Source organism: Pseudomonas syringae pv. tagetis, assembly GCF_022557255.1.
In the GTDB taxonomy this organism is placed as follows: Bacteria; Pseudomonadota; Gammaproteobacteria; order Pseudomonadales; family Pseudomonadaceae; genus Aquipseudomonas; species Aquipseudomonas caricapapayae.
This window is the reverse complement of record NZ_CP092923.1, coordinates 2,314,667-2,330,347: the sequence shown is the minus strand read 5'-3', so window position 1 is coordinate 2,330,347 and position 15,681 is coordinate 2,314,667. Positions and strand designations below refer to the sequence as shown.

14 protein-coding genes are annotated in these 15,681 nt (G+C 58.2%); 4 read left to right on the top strand and 10 right to left on the bottom strand.

Translation table 11 applies throughout. The features are described from left to right. Window positions 1–42: 42 nt before the first annotated feature. Entirely contained in the window at window positions 43–1,119 is a 1,077-nt protein-coding gene (locus tag MME58_RS10445; RefSeq protein WP_082427336.1) for a fimbrial protein, read from the top strand. 47 nt (window positions 1,120–1,166) lie between these two features. On the opposite strand, the gene MME58_RS10440 is transcribed toward MME58_RS10445, so the two are convergent. The 3 genes from MME58_RS10440 to MME58_RS10430 form a co-directional block, all read right to left on the bottom strand. Then, the gene (locus tag MME58_RS10440) at window positions 1,167–2,660 is read right to left on the bottom strand and encodes a hypothetical protein (protein ID WP_055005875.1); all 1,494 of its coding nucleotides are present in this window, start codon (window positions 2,658–2,660) and stop codon (window positions 1,167–1,169) included. A 176-nt stretch (window positions 2,661–2,836) separates the two neighbouring features. Then, on the bottom strand, window positions 2,837–5,125 hold the full coding sequence (locus tag MME58_RS10435) for an autotransporter outer membrane beta-barrel domain-containing protein (RefSeq protein WP_407075191.1): 2,289 nt from the start codon (window positions 5,123–5,125) through the stop codon (window positions 2,837–2,839). 336 nt (window positions 5,126–5,461) lie between these two features. Then, window positions 5,462–7,465: a hypothetical protein gene (locus MME58_RS10430; RefSeq protein ID WP_233590964.1), complete on the bottom strand. Its 2,004-nt coding sequence runs from the start codon at window positions 7,463–7,465 to the stop codon at window positions 5,462–5,464. A gap of 346 nt (window positions 7,466–7,811) precedes the next feature. Between MME58_RS10430 and MME58_RS10425 the strand changes: the two genes are divergently transcribed. The 3 genes from MME58_RS10425 to xopAW all read left to right on the top strand — a co-directional run bounded on the left by MME58_RS10425 (window position 7,812) and on the right by xopAW (window position 10,463). Beyond that, window positions 7,812–8,561 (top strand): response regulator, encoded by a 750-nt coding sequence (locus MME58_RS10425; RefSeq protein ID WP_055005879.1) that lies wholly within the window; start codon window positions 7,812–7,814, stop codon window positions 8,559–8,561. After that, a complete protein-coding gene (locus MME58_RS10420; protein WP_054985803.1) occupies window positions 8,558–9,583 on the top strand; it encodes a sensor histidine kinase in 1,026 nt (341 codons plus the stop codon). Before MME58_RS10425 ends, MME58_RS10420 begins: the two co-directional genes overlap by 4 nt. A gap of 115 nt (window positions 9,584–9,698) precedes the next feature. Next, window positions 9,699–10,463 carry an EF-hand domain-containing protein gene (gene xopAW, locus MME58_RS10415; RefSeq protein ID WP_055005874.1) on the top strand — a complete coding sequence of 255 codons (765 nt, stop codon included), beginning with the start codon at window positions 9,699–9,701 and terminating at the stop codon, window positions 10,461–10,463. A 51-nt stretch (window positions 10,464–10,514) separates the two neighbouring features. Here xopAW and MME58_RS10410 read toward each other — a convergent pair whose 3' ends face one another. From MME58_RS10410 to MME58_RS10380, 7 genes are all read right to left on the bottom strand, one after another. Beyond that, complete coding sequence (locus tag MME58_RS10410; protein ID WP_055005873.1) at window positions 10,515–11,564, bottom strand: AI-2E family transporter; 1,050 nt, start codon at window positions 11,562–11,564, stop codon at window positions 10,515–10,517. Window positions 11,565–11,633: 69 nt separating this feature from the next. Further along, window positions 11,634–12,452 carry a DUF4892 domain-containing protein gene (locus MME58_RS10405; RefSeq protein ID WP_055005872.1) on the bottom strand — a complete coding sequence of 273 codons (819 nt, stop codon included), beginning with the start codon at window positions 12,450–12,452 and terminating at the stop codon, window positions 11,634–11,636. Between the two features lie 139 nt (window positions 12,453–12,591). Then, entirely contained in the window at window positions 12,592–13,446 is an 855-nt protein-coding gene (locus MME58_RS10400; RefSeq protein ID WP_122239178.1) for an alpha/beta hydrolase, read from the bottom strand. Next, window positions 13,443–14,252, bottom strand: a complete 810-nt coding sequence (locus MME58_RS10395; protein ID WP_054985798.1) for an alpha/beta fold hydrolase — start codon at window positions 14,250–14,252, stop codon at window positions 13,443–13,445. The genes MME58_RS10400 and MME58_RS10395 overlap by 4 nt, the downstream gene beginning before the upstream one ends. Window positions 14,253–14,371: 119 nt before the next feature. Next, a complete protein-coding gene (locus MME58_RS10390) occupies window positions 14,372–14,815 on the bottom strand; it encodes a hotdog fold thioesterase (RefSeq protein WP_055005796.1) in 444 nt (147 codons plus the stop codon). A 59-nt stretch (window positions 14,816–14,874) separates the two neighbouring features. Next, the gene (sixA, locus tag MME58_RS10385; RefSeq protein WP_055005797.1) at window positions 14,875–15,330 is read right to left on the bottom strand and encodes a phosphohistidine phosphatase SixA; all 456 of its coding nucleotides are present in this window, start codon (window positions 15,328–15,330) and stop codon (window positions 14,875–14,877) included. Continuing rightward, the gene (locus tag MME58_RS10380; RefSeq protein ID WP_054985795.1) at window positions 15,327–15,671 is read right to left on the bottom strand and encodes a DUF4389 domain-containing protein; all 345 of its coding nucleotides are present in this window, start codon (window positions 15,669–15,671) and stop codon (window positions 15,327–15,329) included. The genes sixA and MME58_RS10380 overlap by 4 nt, the downstream gene beginning before the upstream one ends. Between the last annotated feature and the right edge of the window lie 10 nt (window positions 15,672–15,681).

Below are 15,681 nucleotides of genomic sequence, written 5' to 3'. Positions count from 1 at the left end.
AAGCAGCCTATTTACGCACCGCTTCAATACAGGTTCTCATGCATGAAATTATTACTACGCACGGGGTGGGCTGCGCTCGCCTTGATTGCCGGCACGCAGACCGGACTCGTTCAGGCAGCAAGTTTCTGTGCGATTCGGCCGACGGGTGGGCTGATCAATTACCAGATCGACGTCGGTACGGTGTATGTCCCCAAAGACGCGAGGGCCGGGACGGTGATCGGTATGGCGGATCGACCGTTCTCCATTGCATCCAATGAGAGCACGGAGGTTTATTGCGATAACGACGGCAGCACATTGACCTTCAACGCCAGGACGGTCAACCCGCCCTTCGCAGGGGCGTTACCACCGGTAAACGGCGAGGACGTAACGGGTAAAATACTCGATACCGGCATCCCTGGCATTGGAGCAATCATCAAGCTCGCGCACCCCTACGACGGGGTAGCCTCTAACGCGTTCATTCCGCTCTGGGGACCACCCACAGTGCCCTTCAACGCTCAGATGAACCATGTCCTGCCCGTACCAATGATCATCCGCAACCTGCAGGGCCGCGTAACGCTGGTCAAGACCGGTGCGATTGCCGCAGGCCCGCACGTCATCAACAGTCATATGTTCTGGACCCGGTTCTCGGCGCTTTCGCGAGCTTTCGATGTACGTATGTCGGGCACGGTGCAGCAGGCCCAATGTGGCGTGTCGGCGGTCAGTGACAACCCGGTCAGACTTGGCGACTGGCGGGTTGCGGATTTCCAGGGACCGGACAGGGGCACGACCCCTGTGTTATTCAATATCAGGCTGGAAAATTGCGAAGTGGACCCGGGAGACATCAATATCGCCTGGGCGAACATTCGTCTCGATGGGGTCAGTGGTTCGGCACCTGTTCCGGGCATTCCGGGCGGCTTTACCCTGACCGGCGACTCGACAGCAAGCGGCGTCGGCATTCAGATCATGCGCAGTGATGGACGCACACCGGTGACGCTGGGTACGGATGTACCGATTGCGCCGATAGGGATGGGCACGACCGTACTGGACCTCAGCGCTCGCTATTTCCAGATTGACGACACCGTCGATATTCAGGCAGGTGAAGCCAACGGGTCACTGAGCTTCACCATCAGTTACCAGTAAAGCCTGCCACCGGCCTTTGTCTGAATACCGGGCCGCACCGGCCCGGTTCAAGGCACAAGTGTCAGATTCAGCGACGGGAAAGTGGCGGGAGCCGCCCCGCTTGCAAAACTGACTTTCACCTGTACGACAAGTCCTCTATTAATCGTAAAGGCCAGGAAGATATTTTTTTGTACATCCACCGTCACTTTCGAAGCCTCTACGTCGCCTGCCTGAACCGGATAGTCGTCGAGGATTACCTGCGTGTGACCCACCCCCTGCAACGTTATAGTCAGCTTTTGGCCGACTGCCATGAACGCCCAGCGGGCCAACGAAAACGTCGCAAAGTCGACGATGAGCGCCAGGCTCAGATTGTCCACAATGCCTTTAGGCCGGGTGCACTGAACAGTCGGCCACTTGTTGGTTGCTATGAACTGGACCGTCAGTTCATGCAGCTCCGAGGTCGCAGGATCGCTGCCGGCAACCTCATAATAAACCGGAATACGCTTGCCCATATGCTGACTGATAAACGCCGGCGGGATGCTGAACCGCAGACCACTCGCATCGGCATCTGTGGAGTGATACGCCCCCTCGGTGCCGGGGGTTGCCCACTGCACGGACAACACGTCATCTGGCCTGAACTGCGCATCGGCGGGTATGACGACAGTGGCACCTCGCAAAGCCTGTAAAGGGTCAAGCGTACTGCTGCTGGAGGAAGAGCTCGACGCCTCTGCGACACGGGGACTGGGCAGATAGCGCGGGAGCGGCCGAGCCTGTACCTGAAGGATTACAGGCAAGGAGACGCTCGACAAGTTGCCGGCACGGTCGCCAAGTCTATAAAAAGCGTAGCGTTCACCATCGCCACGTGCCCGGATCATGTCCCCTTCAAAGCTCAGCGTGATGGGGAAGACAAGGTCAGCCTTATAGAGCACGCGCTGCGAGACAATATTGCGGTCGTCCGTATCGAAAGGTGTTTCGCTCCAGTACCAGGTGACCACATCACCTGGCTTGCCGCCGCGGTAAGAATCAATCCACGCGTCGACCTTGTCGCCGTTACGCTCCAGGTACTCAGCCGTAATCTGCGAGGTATCAAATCGCAACCGCTCCTGATCACCTCCCAGTATCGGGGGAGTCAGATCAACGGTGACGGTCTGGGGTTGGGACTGCCACACGTTAGCGTCCCATGGACTCACTTCGTAGCTCATGTGATGTTCCCCGGGTACGAGATAGCTTGCTGGCATTTCAAACAGCAGATCTTCCGGGGGCAATGACGAGAGGTCTGAAAGCCAGGTCTTCTCATAGACCTGCGTAGTGGTATTCCAATAAACCTTAAGCACAGTAGCATAGCCGGGAAATCCGGGGTCATATTCCCATGCGGGTATCTCTACGGGCAGCGGATCGAATGCATAGTCTAGCGGCAATAACCCCTTTTCCTCCCACCGTGGATCGTCAGGAAGAAGATTGGCAATTTTTGGCGGTGGACCTTCAAACTGCTGCTTGAAAAACGGCTTGAATAGCCCGCCCAACCCGTTGAGTAACCATTTATACAATCGAGCCCATGTCATTTTCAGGTCCCTTGAAGTTCTGCCCTGCCCCGTGAACATCCATATTCACATCGGCTTACTCAAACACATCGGCGTGCGCGGGTGCGACTGGCAGAACTGCTAGTTGACAAACCCTGCCAGCAACCTGCAAAAAAAAGGAGAAGTCATTACTGACCTTCCCTTTTGCTTTCAGATGATTACCAACTGTACCGAATGCCCACGCTGGCCCCCCAGGGCTGCTCGACTCTGTCGCCCTTGCTGTGCTCGAAATCAGCGTTTATCTGCAAACGATCAGACAGCGATGCCGCCACGCCGATACCCAGTTCGCCACGCGATCCCGACAGATCATTATTGAAGTCATTGTCGTTGACCTGCACTCCATTGTTTTTGGCGAACTCGTGCGCCCAGGCTGCACGCACATATGGCTGGACCGTCCTGCCTTGCCCAAGATCGAAATTGCGCCCGGTCGTCGCACCGAGTTTGCCCACCAGCGAACGCGCCAGGTCGTTTTCGGCACGCATGCCATTGTCCAGTTCATAATCCTTGCCTTCGACGACCACGCCGGCCAACTGGCCGTAGGGCTCGACAAAGTAACCATTGTCCAGCTTGATATGGCGTCCGAACTCCAGCGACGCACCGACACCCGAGTTGCTGTAATCGCCTTTTGTACGGGTGCCATCGCTCAGATTGACGCGGGCTTTGTTATTGAAACGGTTGAACTTGAGTACGCCGTCGAAGTAGTAGCCCGTGTCGCTGTCGAGCCACGTGCTGTAGGCACCCACGTAGTAACTGCCGACCTTGCCGCTGGCACCACGGTCCAGACTCAGGTCTGAACTGCTTTGCCCTGCCATCACACCCGCCAGCCATTGCCCGTCACCCATCGGGACTTTGCCGTCCGCGCCCAACGAAAAGCCCTGCTGAGTTTGCTGATAGCCGAAACCCGACGCATCGGCAACGTTGAGCTTGTTACCGTAGGTACGCATCCAGACGCCCGATCGGCCACCGTTGTGACGCAGTTCGCCCATGCGCGTGCGCAGCGACGTCAGCTCGCCATACCATACAGTCGGTGCCGTATTGAACAGTGCGACGACCGTTGCGGCAGCAGGACTGACCTTGCGGGTCTGCGCGTCGAGATACCAGTCATTGGGACCCTGCTTGACCAGATCGTAAGACCAGGCGCCCAGATCCACTGCTCCGCCCATCAGGGAAAAGTCGGCATCGCCGGCAGCAGCGCGCACCACATGCAGGCTGGTATCGGCAGACGGATCAGTGCCGGTGCTGCCGATCAGCAGCGAGTGACTGCCCGTCGCGCTGTCTGTTATGTCGAGAAAATCCGTGCGACCGGCAGCAAAATCCACATCCATGATGAACGTACCGTTGCCGGCCAGGTTGGCTACCGACAGTGTGTAGAAACCGGCCGCGTCGCCAAAGCGGACCGCACCGCCATTCATGGTCAGATCGGCCAGTGCGCTGTTGCCGATCATGGCCCACTGCGCGCCATTGTTGATGGCGACGCTGCGGGTGTTCTCCAGGCGTCCGGTCAGCACTGAGTTGTTGTCGAGCAGTACATCGGCGAGCGCACCCGGCTCGGCAAGCACATCCCCCGCCATGCTGCTGTTGTCGAGATTGAGCGTGACGGTGCTCCCCGATTCCACCTGCACGTTGCCATTCAGGCTGCTTGCCGACACATTCATCACTGCCGCGGAGGTGCCGGTGACTTCCAGCATATTGCTGTTACCACCTGTCAGGCTCGATCCATTGTTGACATCTATGGCAACCGTGGAGCCCGGCAACCGGGACACCTGCAATCCAATCCGGATTGCGGCCCCTGTCTGCCCGACCACCTGAGTGCTGTCCAGTTTGAGTGACGCGTCTGTGTAAGCAGCCTCGGAGCTTATTGCAACGCCATTAACCGTGCCGACAATACTGCTGGCGCTGGCCTGCGCGGCGCCGGCGTTAAGGCGCAGACCTACGCCGTTGATGCCGGTGCCCGCCAATTGCGAGCCGATTAGCTCAAGCTGACTGAAGTGCGTAACAAACGCACCTGCCAGTGCGCCGCTGCTGGAGCTGTCAGTCAGACTTACGTCTGAGCCAGTGGTCAGACTCTGCTGGCGATTAAGGATCAGGCCATTGCCTGTGCTATTGGCAATGGTGCTCCCGGAAAGCGTCCCGGTGCTGTTATTGACCTCCAGACCGTCACTGACTGCCGCATCACTCATTCTGATCTCAGAACCATTGCGCACCGAGGAAGACGCAATTGTCGAACCGGCAGAGATGTTCAGCGTGGAATCCGTCGCGGTAAGCCTGCCGTGCTGGCTCCCACCATTCACATTCAGGGTTGCGCCCTTGGACAATGCGTAATCGTTGGCAGGACTGGATTGATCGATGCTCACCACACCAGCGATCACTGGAACAGGCGCGGCGACAAGCGCGTTGCTGATCAATAGCAGGGAAGCGACGGATGCGAATTGAAGGGTCAAGGGCATAGCGTTTGAAGGAACATACAGATCAGTCGACATAGGACGCTTCCTTTAATACGAAAATACTGTAGGTCAAATCACCATTCTCTGGCGTAACCCAGAAAGGACCTACAAAGAGGCTGTGCATCCTACAAACGTACTCCTAGATATAATGCCGGCTCTTTCCGAAAACGCTGTAGGACCATTCCCACAGCCTTTTCAGGTGCGCCAAACTGCAAACCTACCCATGCCCATACCATAGCGTTCAATCAAACAACCAGTCAGCAGGCTTGTCGTCAACTAACGCTTAACTTAACAATACGCTCTCTTAAAAAACCAAGCACACATGAATCACTGAAAGTACTATATATTGCCATTCTCCGCGCCGTTCTCAGATGCTGCAGGTAACATGTCGCACCTGCCAAGGGAATCTGCCGAACAGAGGGTTGTTCCTATTACCCGACTGATCATTACCCGTGTCGAGTGCTTACCGCTTTGCCCACTGGGTTTATATAATGTGTAGGAAAACTGCGCACTGCCTCGTGTGACTATCGGCTCCACGCGATCCTGATAAGGGACGAGGAAGGCAATCCCCGACGCCTCATGGTCCGCCGACAGCTTGAAACGCGAAAATTCAAAGTATGTTTCGTCTATGAGAATTGTTCCATTGGTGTCAGAATAAGCCTGCCACTCGATCACGACTTCATCGTCGACTGCCATAGCCTTCTTATCGAAGGGAATATTGACCCTTATGCCATCCCACGGCCGCGATGAACAATTGATGAGCGGAACGGGTGTAGGTGGATTGGGAGGGGCAGGTACAAAACGGTCAGGAAACGTGACATCTGGCAGCCCCTGTATATCGAGAATTCTGACATCTACGCTGATACGGCCGGATTCCTGTTCATTCACCTCGTTCCAGGTACTGTAATAAACAGGAAGATACTCGTTATACCCGCCCGCCTCTATGAACTCCCAAGGGATATCAAACGTTATAATGTCGCCAGGCCCTTCTGCCTCAATCATCTTCTCTACGACGTGAGGCCTTAGATCTCCCCAGTAGAGCCGCAAGATATCACCAGAGTTAAACGGATTATTGGGCAACTGCGCTCTCGCAGGCTGCCCTTTGTCGCCCTCGCCCAATACGTTGTCGACCAACGGGTTTTCGCGACTTTTCACCGCAATAACAGGGAGCTTGTCATTTATCGGCCCAGGGTTTGCCGGATCAGGCTCGGGACCGGCCACGGTGAAATCAACCTTGAGTGGAAGAACTGGCGAAGATTTCGATGAGCCAGAACGCAGCACGTTGTAACTCACGTCGACCTTACGTTCGGTCGCTGGCCCCTCTTTTGAAAGCGTGTCCCAACTGATCGGAATATACATAGGGAACGCGGAAAAAGGCACGGGGGCGACACTTATGCCTTCCCATATGACTTCTATCTGGTCATCTGTCTGGACATTATCATAGCCTAATATCACGACCGCAACGCCCAACTGAGCATCGGCCCTGTCGATTAAATTATCGCGCTCAGCGAGGTAAACCAATGGACCCAGAAGATTCTCTGGAGCAGGCCTCAAATCAAACAGCAGGTGCACGACCTCAGAGAATTGGCCCAGATTACCGGTCCGGTCAATATACCGGAAATAAATACCGATTTTTCCCTGGGCCAACTGCTGGATAACGCTGGAAGGAATTTGGACGACCGGTTTATCATTACCCGCAGCCTCGTTTTGACTGACAGTCTTGCTCGCTACAGGTGCCCAATTTTGTCGAGAAAATTGGGCAACGACAGGAACCCAGGAAATCTCGATCCTGTCTGCCTCAAGCATATCGCTGGAACGAGGTATTGTAACATCCAGATGACCAACGCTATCAAGATACGCCTGCGTCAAACCTGCGCGTACCACCTCATCCGGAAGCTCAGCCGCTGCTATCGGTTCTCCCTCATTGGGGGCGATATAATCTCTTTCCAATAAAAACCGTATCGACTCAACGGTATTGTAATCCGAGGGAGTGTAAAGATACCATAGACGGTACTCAGTCTTGCCACCAATATACTCAGGCTTGATTAAACAGATCAGTTGATCGGGCGTAGTGTAAGTGACCTTCCCGCACTCAACATCGTCGATAAAAAATGTAATTGTATCGCCCTGCTCCATATTCACAGTGGCTGAGGCAGGAACTTTGACAATCAGGTCCCCGCCCTCCTTTGGCAGCAGGTACCTTGGATCGCCCGGTATGGGCTTCAGAACGCCCTCAACCTCCAGAATCGGAAGTTCCAGGCCTTGCCGTCCGAAACGCTTCAAAAGCCAGGCGAGCCAGTCTTTACGAGACCTCTTGGCAGACTCTTCCTTGGGTGAATACATTTCTCGTTCTCCCTAACGATAGATTGCTGTCAAGTATTGACAGCAATAGGCAAGACCCTGGCGATAGCACGCTTCAAGGTTTTGCGTTATGCGTACAACCTAGATCATCATCGGCGCTGCTCGATACTACTAACTATGTTAGCTTGACACGCGTCGCTTTATGGACTATGCAAAGCATCGCTTTAAACATCACCCATTTGTATCAGCCGCGATACATTCACGACATTCGCCGGACATCGGCCAGCGTCACCCTACCGCCGAGCCTCACGGCGAAGTAGCATGAGCGGCAGCGTTGATCTTCAACAGCGGCCAGACCACCGCGGCACACGCAGGCGACAGAAGCACTATGCAAGCACTTCCCGACAACCCCCTTGATGCCACATCGGCCGAACAGCGCTGGAGCGTGCGGGCGCTGATCGTCGATGACGATGTGGCCATTCGCGAACTGCTCTGCGACTACCTGACACGCTTTAATATCAATGCCCGCGGCGTGACCGACGGCGCGCAGATGCGCCAGGCCCTGGCCGATGAAACCTTCGATGTGGTGGTGCTCGACCTGATGCTGCCCGGCGAAGACGGCCTTTCGCTATGCCGGTGGTTACGCAGCACGTCGGACATCCCGATTCTGATGCTGACCGCACGCTGCGAACCGACCGACCGGATCATCGGTCTGGAGCTGGGCGCCGACGATTACATGGCCAAGCCGTTCGAACCGCGCGAGCTGGTTGCGCGCATCCAGACCATTCTGCGTCGGGTACGCGACGAACGGAGCGATCAGCGCACCACCATTCGCTTTGATGCGTGGCGCCTTAACAGCGTCCTGCGTCAGTTGACTGCCGCCGATGGCCTTGTAGTGCCGCTGTCCAACGCAGAGTTCCGTTTGTTGCGCGTATTCCTCGAACGACCGCACAGGGTGCTGAGCCGCGAGCAGTTGCTGGACGCTGCACGAGGACGTTCGATAGAAGCGTTCGACCGTAGTATCGATTTGCTGGTCTCGCGCTTGCGTCAGAAGCTCGGAGACGACCCGAAAAACCCGCAACTGATCAAGACCGTGCGCGGTGAGGGCTACTTGTTCGATGCCAGGGAGTTGGGTTGATCCGCAGGTTCGATACTTTGTTTGCGCGCCTTTTCGGGGGTGCGCTGCTGGCCATTCTGCTGGCCCATTTACTGGCGTTTGCCTGGTTCACCCAATACGGCATGCGCCCCCCGCCTGATGAGCGTCCAGATGCACAACACGCGCAGGAGGATCAAGGGCGGCGTCACAGACCGCCGCCAGGTGGCCCATTGGTGCTGTTGTTCTCCCAATTCGTCACAATGATTATTGCCGCCTGGTACGGTGCCAAGGCGCTGGCACGACCGGTACAGCGCCTGAGCGAAGCCGCCGAGCGCTTGAGTGACGACCTCGACAGCCCGCCGCTGGAAATAAGCGGCCCTAGGGAGGCTCGCCAGGCCGCGCAGACATTCAACCTGATGCAGCGCAAGATCCGCGAACAGATGCAGCAGCGCGGACGCATGCTGGCTGCAGTATCCCACGACTTGCGCACTCCCCTTTCGCGACTCAAGCTGCGTGTCGAACAGATCGAAGAGCCCAGGCTGCACGGCCAGATGACCCAGGACCTCAACGACATGATCAGCATGCTCGACGCAACGCTCGCCTATCTCAATGAACATCGACGCAGCGAAAGCCTGCAGCAGTTCGATCTGCAGGCACTGATCGAATCACAGGCTGAAAATGCCCAGGACAATGGTGACGATGTTCAGTACGAGGGCCAATGCAAGCCGCTCAGGACGCAACCGATGGCGCTTCGCTCATGCCTGCAGAACCTGGTCGACAACGCCCTGCGTTACGCAGGCAGTGTACACATCGTGATCGACGACAGCGCCGAACATGTGCGCATATTGGTCGTTGATCACGGGCCAGGCATTGCACCTGAATTTCGCGAAGCCGTGTTCGAGCCGTTCTATCGCCTGGAAGGTTCTCGCAACCGCAACTCCGGCGGTATCGGCATGGGCATGAGCATTGCCCGAGAGGCTGCCCGGAGAATCGGCGGCGAGCTTTCGTTGACGCAAACTCCGGGTGGCGGCCTGACTGCAATACTGGACCTGCCGCGCCTCTGACGCACTCTGTATCACGGCGCGTACAAAGCTTAAATCTCCAGGACAACTGACACCCTGAGGCTGCAAAAGCCGGTACACCGCTACCGGACACATTCATCTCAGGGGAGTGAGACCGATGATCAACGGGATAAGCAGCAGCTCCTCCAGCTACACCAGTTCGACCAGTGCCACCTCGAGCACCGGCAACAAAAAGTTTCAGGAAGAGTTACTGGCAAAACTGGATACCGATGGCGACGGTAGCATTGGCAAGGACGAACTGAGTTCGGCTCTGTCGTCGAACAGCAAGGAGGGCATCACTGTCAGCCTGAGCAAGGCCTTCAGTGATCTGGACAGCAACGATGACGACAGTCTGGATGCCGATGAGCTGGCCGCCATGGCACCGCCCCCGCCGCCCATGCAATCCGTTACCGATATTGCCGACGACTTGCTCACGTCGCTGGACAGCGACGGCGACGGTGCGATCAGCAGCGACGAACTCAGCACCGGGTTGACCAGCGCAGGCAGCAGCGCCAACAGCAGCGAAGTGTTCGACGCACTGGACACCAACGAAGATGGCACGGTCAGTCTTGACGAACTCACCGCCAGCCTGCAATCGCAGCAACCTCCCGCCGGGCCACCGCCTGCACAGATGAGCAGCACCACAGATACTGACAGCGCCGCCCTGTTCAGCGCGCTGGACAGCGACAGCGATAACAGTATCAGCGCGTCCGAGCTGTCGGCCGCGCTTAAGCAAAGTGACAGCAGTGACAGTAGTAATGGAACGACCAATGCCAGTCAGATTGCCGCTCAGGCGCTGAGCAAGATGATCGCCGCACTCGGCGAGCGGTATGACACAGAGGGCAGCAAACCTGTCGGCCGCTATCTCAATACTGCCGCCTGATAGCACCCGCCGCCGGTCATTGCCGTGCGGCGGGAACGCTAACGCTGGAGGTCAGCGCGGGTTGCGAGCCCGTTCACTGCCGACCCAGTCAGTCAGCAGGCTGTAGGCTACGGCCAGCAAAGTCGGGCCAATGAACAGACCGATAAAGCCGAACGCCAGCAGGCCACCAAAGACCCCCAGCAACACGATCACCAGCGGCAGGTTGCCACCGCGACTGATCAGGTATGGTTTGAGAACGTTGTCCACACCGCTGATGACGAACATGCCCCAGATGCCGAGAAAAATCGCCATGCCGTACTCACCCTGCCAGACCAGCCACGCGGTCGCAGGCAACCAGACCAGCGGCGGGCCCATCGGGATCAGACTGAACAGGAACGTCAGAATCCCCAGCACCAGGGCACCGGGAATGCCTGCAATCAGAAAGCCGATCAATGCCAGCAACGCCTGCGCCGCTGCCGTACCGATCACACCATTGACGACCCTCTGTACTGTCCCGGCAACCAGGTCCAGATAATACTGGGCGCGATCACCGATAAGACGTTCGAGCAGACTAAGCACGAAGGCCGCCAGACGCGGACCATCGCGGTAGAAGAAGAACGCGAAAACGATGCTCAGGGTCAGCTCGAGGATGCCGCCGCCGATCTGCGCGCTACGCGCCAGCAGCCAGTTGCCGACTTCACCCAGATAGGGTTTGACCGTATTCATCAGCGCTGCGCCTTGCTGATCAATCGTGGTCCAGAACCCCACCAGCCGCTCGCCCACCAGCGGAACGCCTGCCAGCCATTGCGGAGGGTCGGGCAACCCGTCAACCTGGATATCCTTGATCAGCGCCGTTGCGTCGCGCACATGATCAGCAAGGTTGAAGCCCAGCCAGACCAGAGGTGCGGCGACCAGCAGCATCCAGCACAGGCTCATGACCAGGGCGGCCAGTGATTCCCTGCCGTTGAACCAGCGGGTCAGCAAGCGCATCAGGGGCCAGCTGGCAAAGGCCAGCACCGCCCCCCAGATCAAGGCCGACCAGAACGGTGCCATCACCCAGAGACAGGCACCGAATAACGCCAGCAGCAGAATCTGCACCAGCAAACGATCATTGTTGAACATGCTGCATCCACTAAAGAAGGTCGGAGGTAGCGAGCATAATGGCGAACTTGTCTGTTCGCCATCGCCATCCTAGGGGATAACGTCGATCCTGAGCCCCTTGCCTTCGAGGACACCTGCCTCAAGCCGGGCAGCGCGAACACCCTTGGCCACCAAAGCGTCACGCCAGGCATTGGCACTTGCTCCGGAGACCGTGGCACGCAAGCCACTGTCCAGGTTCAGAGCGCGAGAAACGAGGCTGACCCAGACCTCCTGTGGCTCGCCGCCAAGTCTGGGCAGGTCCAGCTTCCCGGTGCTTTTCAGTTGGCGCAGCAACGTGGCCGAGGTGGGTAGCAGCTCACCCAGCGGTGCGGCGGATTCAAACTGCTCGACATGCAGGTACGCCCGACGGTTGCCGCGAGTGATGCTGTATAGCGCGACGAGGGTTTCACTGCGCGGCTCTGCCAGGCGCAACAGCAGGTAAGCCTGCCGGTCGTCTGCACCATACAGCTTGGCGTTGCCGAACACTTCGTTGGCCCACAGACTGCTTTCTCCGCAGTCACGCGCCTGGCACCAGAACAGCAATTCTGCGCCCTGCTGCTGCAACGCTTCACGAGCGGCGGTAAAGGCATCGTCGGAAGTATGTTCGGCAGGCAACTGATAGGTGACCGAGGTCAGATTGCCGCGCGCGCTGACCTGGCCATCGAAACGTAACTGACCGCTGATCTTGCGAATGGCGCCCATCGGGTACACTCGCTCAAGCTCGGCCACAGGGCGGTAGTCGACGATCTCGGTATCGGGCAGACGAGGCACAATCTCCAGATCACGACTGCCCGGCGCATCGGCGGCGAACAGCGCAGCGCTGAACAGCGACACGCACAACGCAGCAACGGGAACACTTGATAAACGCATGAGTGCTCTCATTGGCAGACAAGCTGGGGGCAAAAATGAAAAACATCGCCGGTACGGCGGTCGCGAGCAGCTGCGGATTGATCCATCACGGTTGACTCCTGTTTCAACCCGCCCAGCGTCGGCAGTTGGCAGTCTCAAGTCAAGAAGCAGCGAAGAAGCGATTGATACAGTGTGCAACAGAACGCGCGCCGTCCTCATCGTTCAGGTGCAGATGATGCCCACCTGCCAGCCGTTCGACGTCAAAGGGCAGCCCTGAGAGCAGCTCCTGCCTTTGCGCCAGCATGCCATCGGAGGCAACCACCAATTGCGTCGGGCAACGGAGCCCGTGAACGAACGCCATGGCCTGTTGATCCGTGAAGCGTGTTGCGGAGGGCAAGGTCAGGCGGCTGTCGCTGCGCCACGTGTAACCGCCCGGCACCGGCATCAAACCCCGCTGAGCCAGCAGCTCGGCCGCCTCGCGACTGACCGCCACCGCGCCCTTCATCCGCGCCTCAACGGCTCGTTCCTGATCCTGATAAACCGGTTTTTTCTTGCCTGGCAGTTCGAGTTGCGCGTGCAGCGCCACGCGCATTTGCTCGGCGGCGGACTCGGCCTTGCCCGTCAGCGGCAACAGACCGTCGATCAGCGCAAGGTGAGTGACTCGCTCGGGGAGAGAACTTGCCAGCAGCACAGCAACGATAGCGCCCAGTGAATGCCCCAGCAGGGCAAAACGCTGCCAGCCCAACTGCCCGGCCACTTGCAGCACATCGAAAGCATAATCAGCCAGTGCATAGGACGCGCCCGCCGGCCGGTGATCGGAATGCCCATGCCCCGCCAGGTCCAGCGCCACGACTCGCAGCCCCTCCAGACACGGAGCGAGCCGGGCGAAGCTGTTGGCGTTGTCGAGCCAGCCGTGCAGCGCGATCACCGGCCGACCGTCCTCGGGACCGTACAGACGAGCAGCCAGTTCGATATGCCCCAGACTCAGACGGACCTCCTCCACAGCAAGCGTCATGCATGGGCCCTTGAGGCGCTGCGGGCATTCCAGCGAGCAAACAGCGTCTTGAGCAGCCGCGCCGTTTCATCCGGTCGTTCAAGTGGAAACATGTGCCCTCCGGGCATGGACAGGTATTCGCCTTCGCGCATGCGTCGGGCAAGGTAACCATGATGAGGCATGATCACCCGGCTGTGTTGGCCACGCACCATGGCCAGCGGCACCTTGAGCTGGCGCGATGGTATCGGGCTGGTGTGAGGAATGCTGCGGTAGATACTGATTTCGGTCGCAGGATCGAAACGCAGACGCAGTTGCTCGCCATCCTGCTGAAGACCGTGTTGCAGGTACGCGGTCAGACAGTCAGGATCGAAACGGCGAAACAGGGTCTTGCTGGCAAAATAGGTACGGGCTGAATCAAGATCGGCAAATGCCTCGCGACGCCCCAGGGTCCGGCCCGCTGGCGTTATGCGGTCAATGAAGCCCAAGCGTTTGGCAGCGCGGATGAAGAGCTGATCAGCCAGGCCCAGCACCGGCGAGTCGAGCATCACTACCCCCCGGTATAGCTGCGGGCAGCGCAATGCGGCATGCAGGTGCAGCACCCCGCCGAGCGAATGCCCTACTCCCCATACCGGGGCGGGCTGCTCACGCAGATGATGAATCAGCTCGTCGACCAGATTCAGCCAGTTGTCATCCACCGGAAAGCGCGGGTCATGCGCGTGCTGCTCAAGATGGGTCACTTCGTATTCCGGTGCCAGCGCGCAGAACAGCTTTCCGTACGTAGCCGATGGAAAACCGTTGGCGTGGGCGAAGAACACGGGTTGCGACATGCCAATCACTCCAGAGGCCAGGCGAGAGGCAATTGTGCGCACCTGCCCGAGGGAGCGGCAATGACTGGAACTGCCATCGCAGATGGCACTCCGGGCATCAACGAATCAGGTACATGAACTCAACGGGCAGGCGGCTCCTGGCCATGCGGCACTACGGCTACTGTCAGGCGCGAGATGCAGCTCAATTTGCCTTCGTCGGTGCTGATGCGGATGTCCCAGACATGGGTGGTGCGGCCGAGATGCACCGGACGCACGACTCCGGTTACGCGTCCGGCACGCACGCCACGCAAATGGTTGGCATTGACCTCAAGTCCGACACAGAAATACTTGCCCGGATCCACGACCAGATAGCTCGCCATAGACCCCAGCGACTCGGCCAGCACCACGGATGCACCGCCATGCAACAGCCCGAAAGGCTGATGAGTGCGCTGATCGACCGCCATACTGGCCGTCAGGGAGTCATCCGTGAACGATTCAAAGCGAATATCCAGCACCTCGCCTATGGTGTTTTTCTGAGCTGCCATAAGGGCTTCGATATCAGGAGCCTGACGCCATACACTCATGTTAAATCCTTTTTCAAAGAGGGCCGCGCTCGCGGAAATGGGTGATTCGAACAGACCGTTCAGACGTGCCGAACGCTGTTGAGCTGCATGCCGCCGGCCAGCACAAACTCGCCTTCCAGTTCGGCCAGACTGGCAGTACTCATGGGCTCGGCCTGCTGTGGGCTGCCATGCGCCAGCACCCCGATCAGTTCGCCCACCAGAGGCTGATGACTGACCAGCAGCACCTCGTCGACAGCCAGTCTGTCCAGCTGGGCCAGCACCTCACGCGGGCTGCTGTCGGGCGTCAGCCAGGGCACGGTCATGACCGGGTTATTGAAGCCCAGCGACTGCCGGACCAGTTGGGCAGTCTGCTGGGCGCGTACATAGGGGCTGGCGATGATCCGCTGCACCGGCTTGTCAGTCAGGTGCAGCGCGCTTTTCAGCACTTCTTCACGCCCGTGTGCGGTCAGCTCGCGCTCGGCATCGCTGCGCGCCCGCGACTGGGCTTCGCCATGGCGCAATACCCAGACCTTCACAGTTTTGGCTCTTCATCGCGCGCCGGATGAGGCGCTGGCGGGACATGATGAGGTGCCTCGCCTTCGGGGCTGCGCGGTGCAGGCCAGTCGGCGAAGGGCCAGGGCTTGTGATCGCTGTGAAACGTTCCGAAGCGACCTATCTGGGCCAGATACTGACTGATGCTGTCACCGAAATTCATCAGCCCGCCACTCGGCGCGCCATAGATCAGACGATAAACCAACTGCACAAGCACCACGCCCGCCAGAATAATCTGGGCAACGTGCCATACACCCAGAAACAGCAGCATCCACAGAATGCGCAGCAGTATCGATTCGTTATGCTGGATTTTCGACGCGTTCAAGACGTTCTCC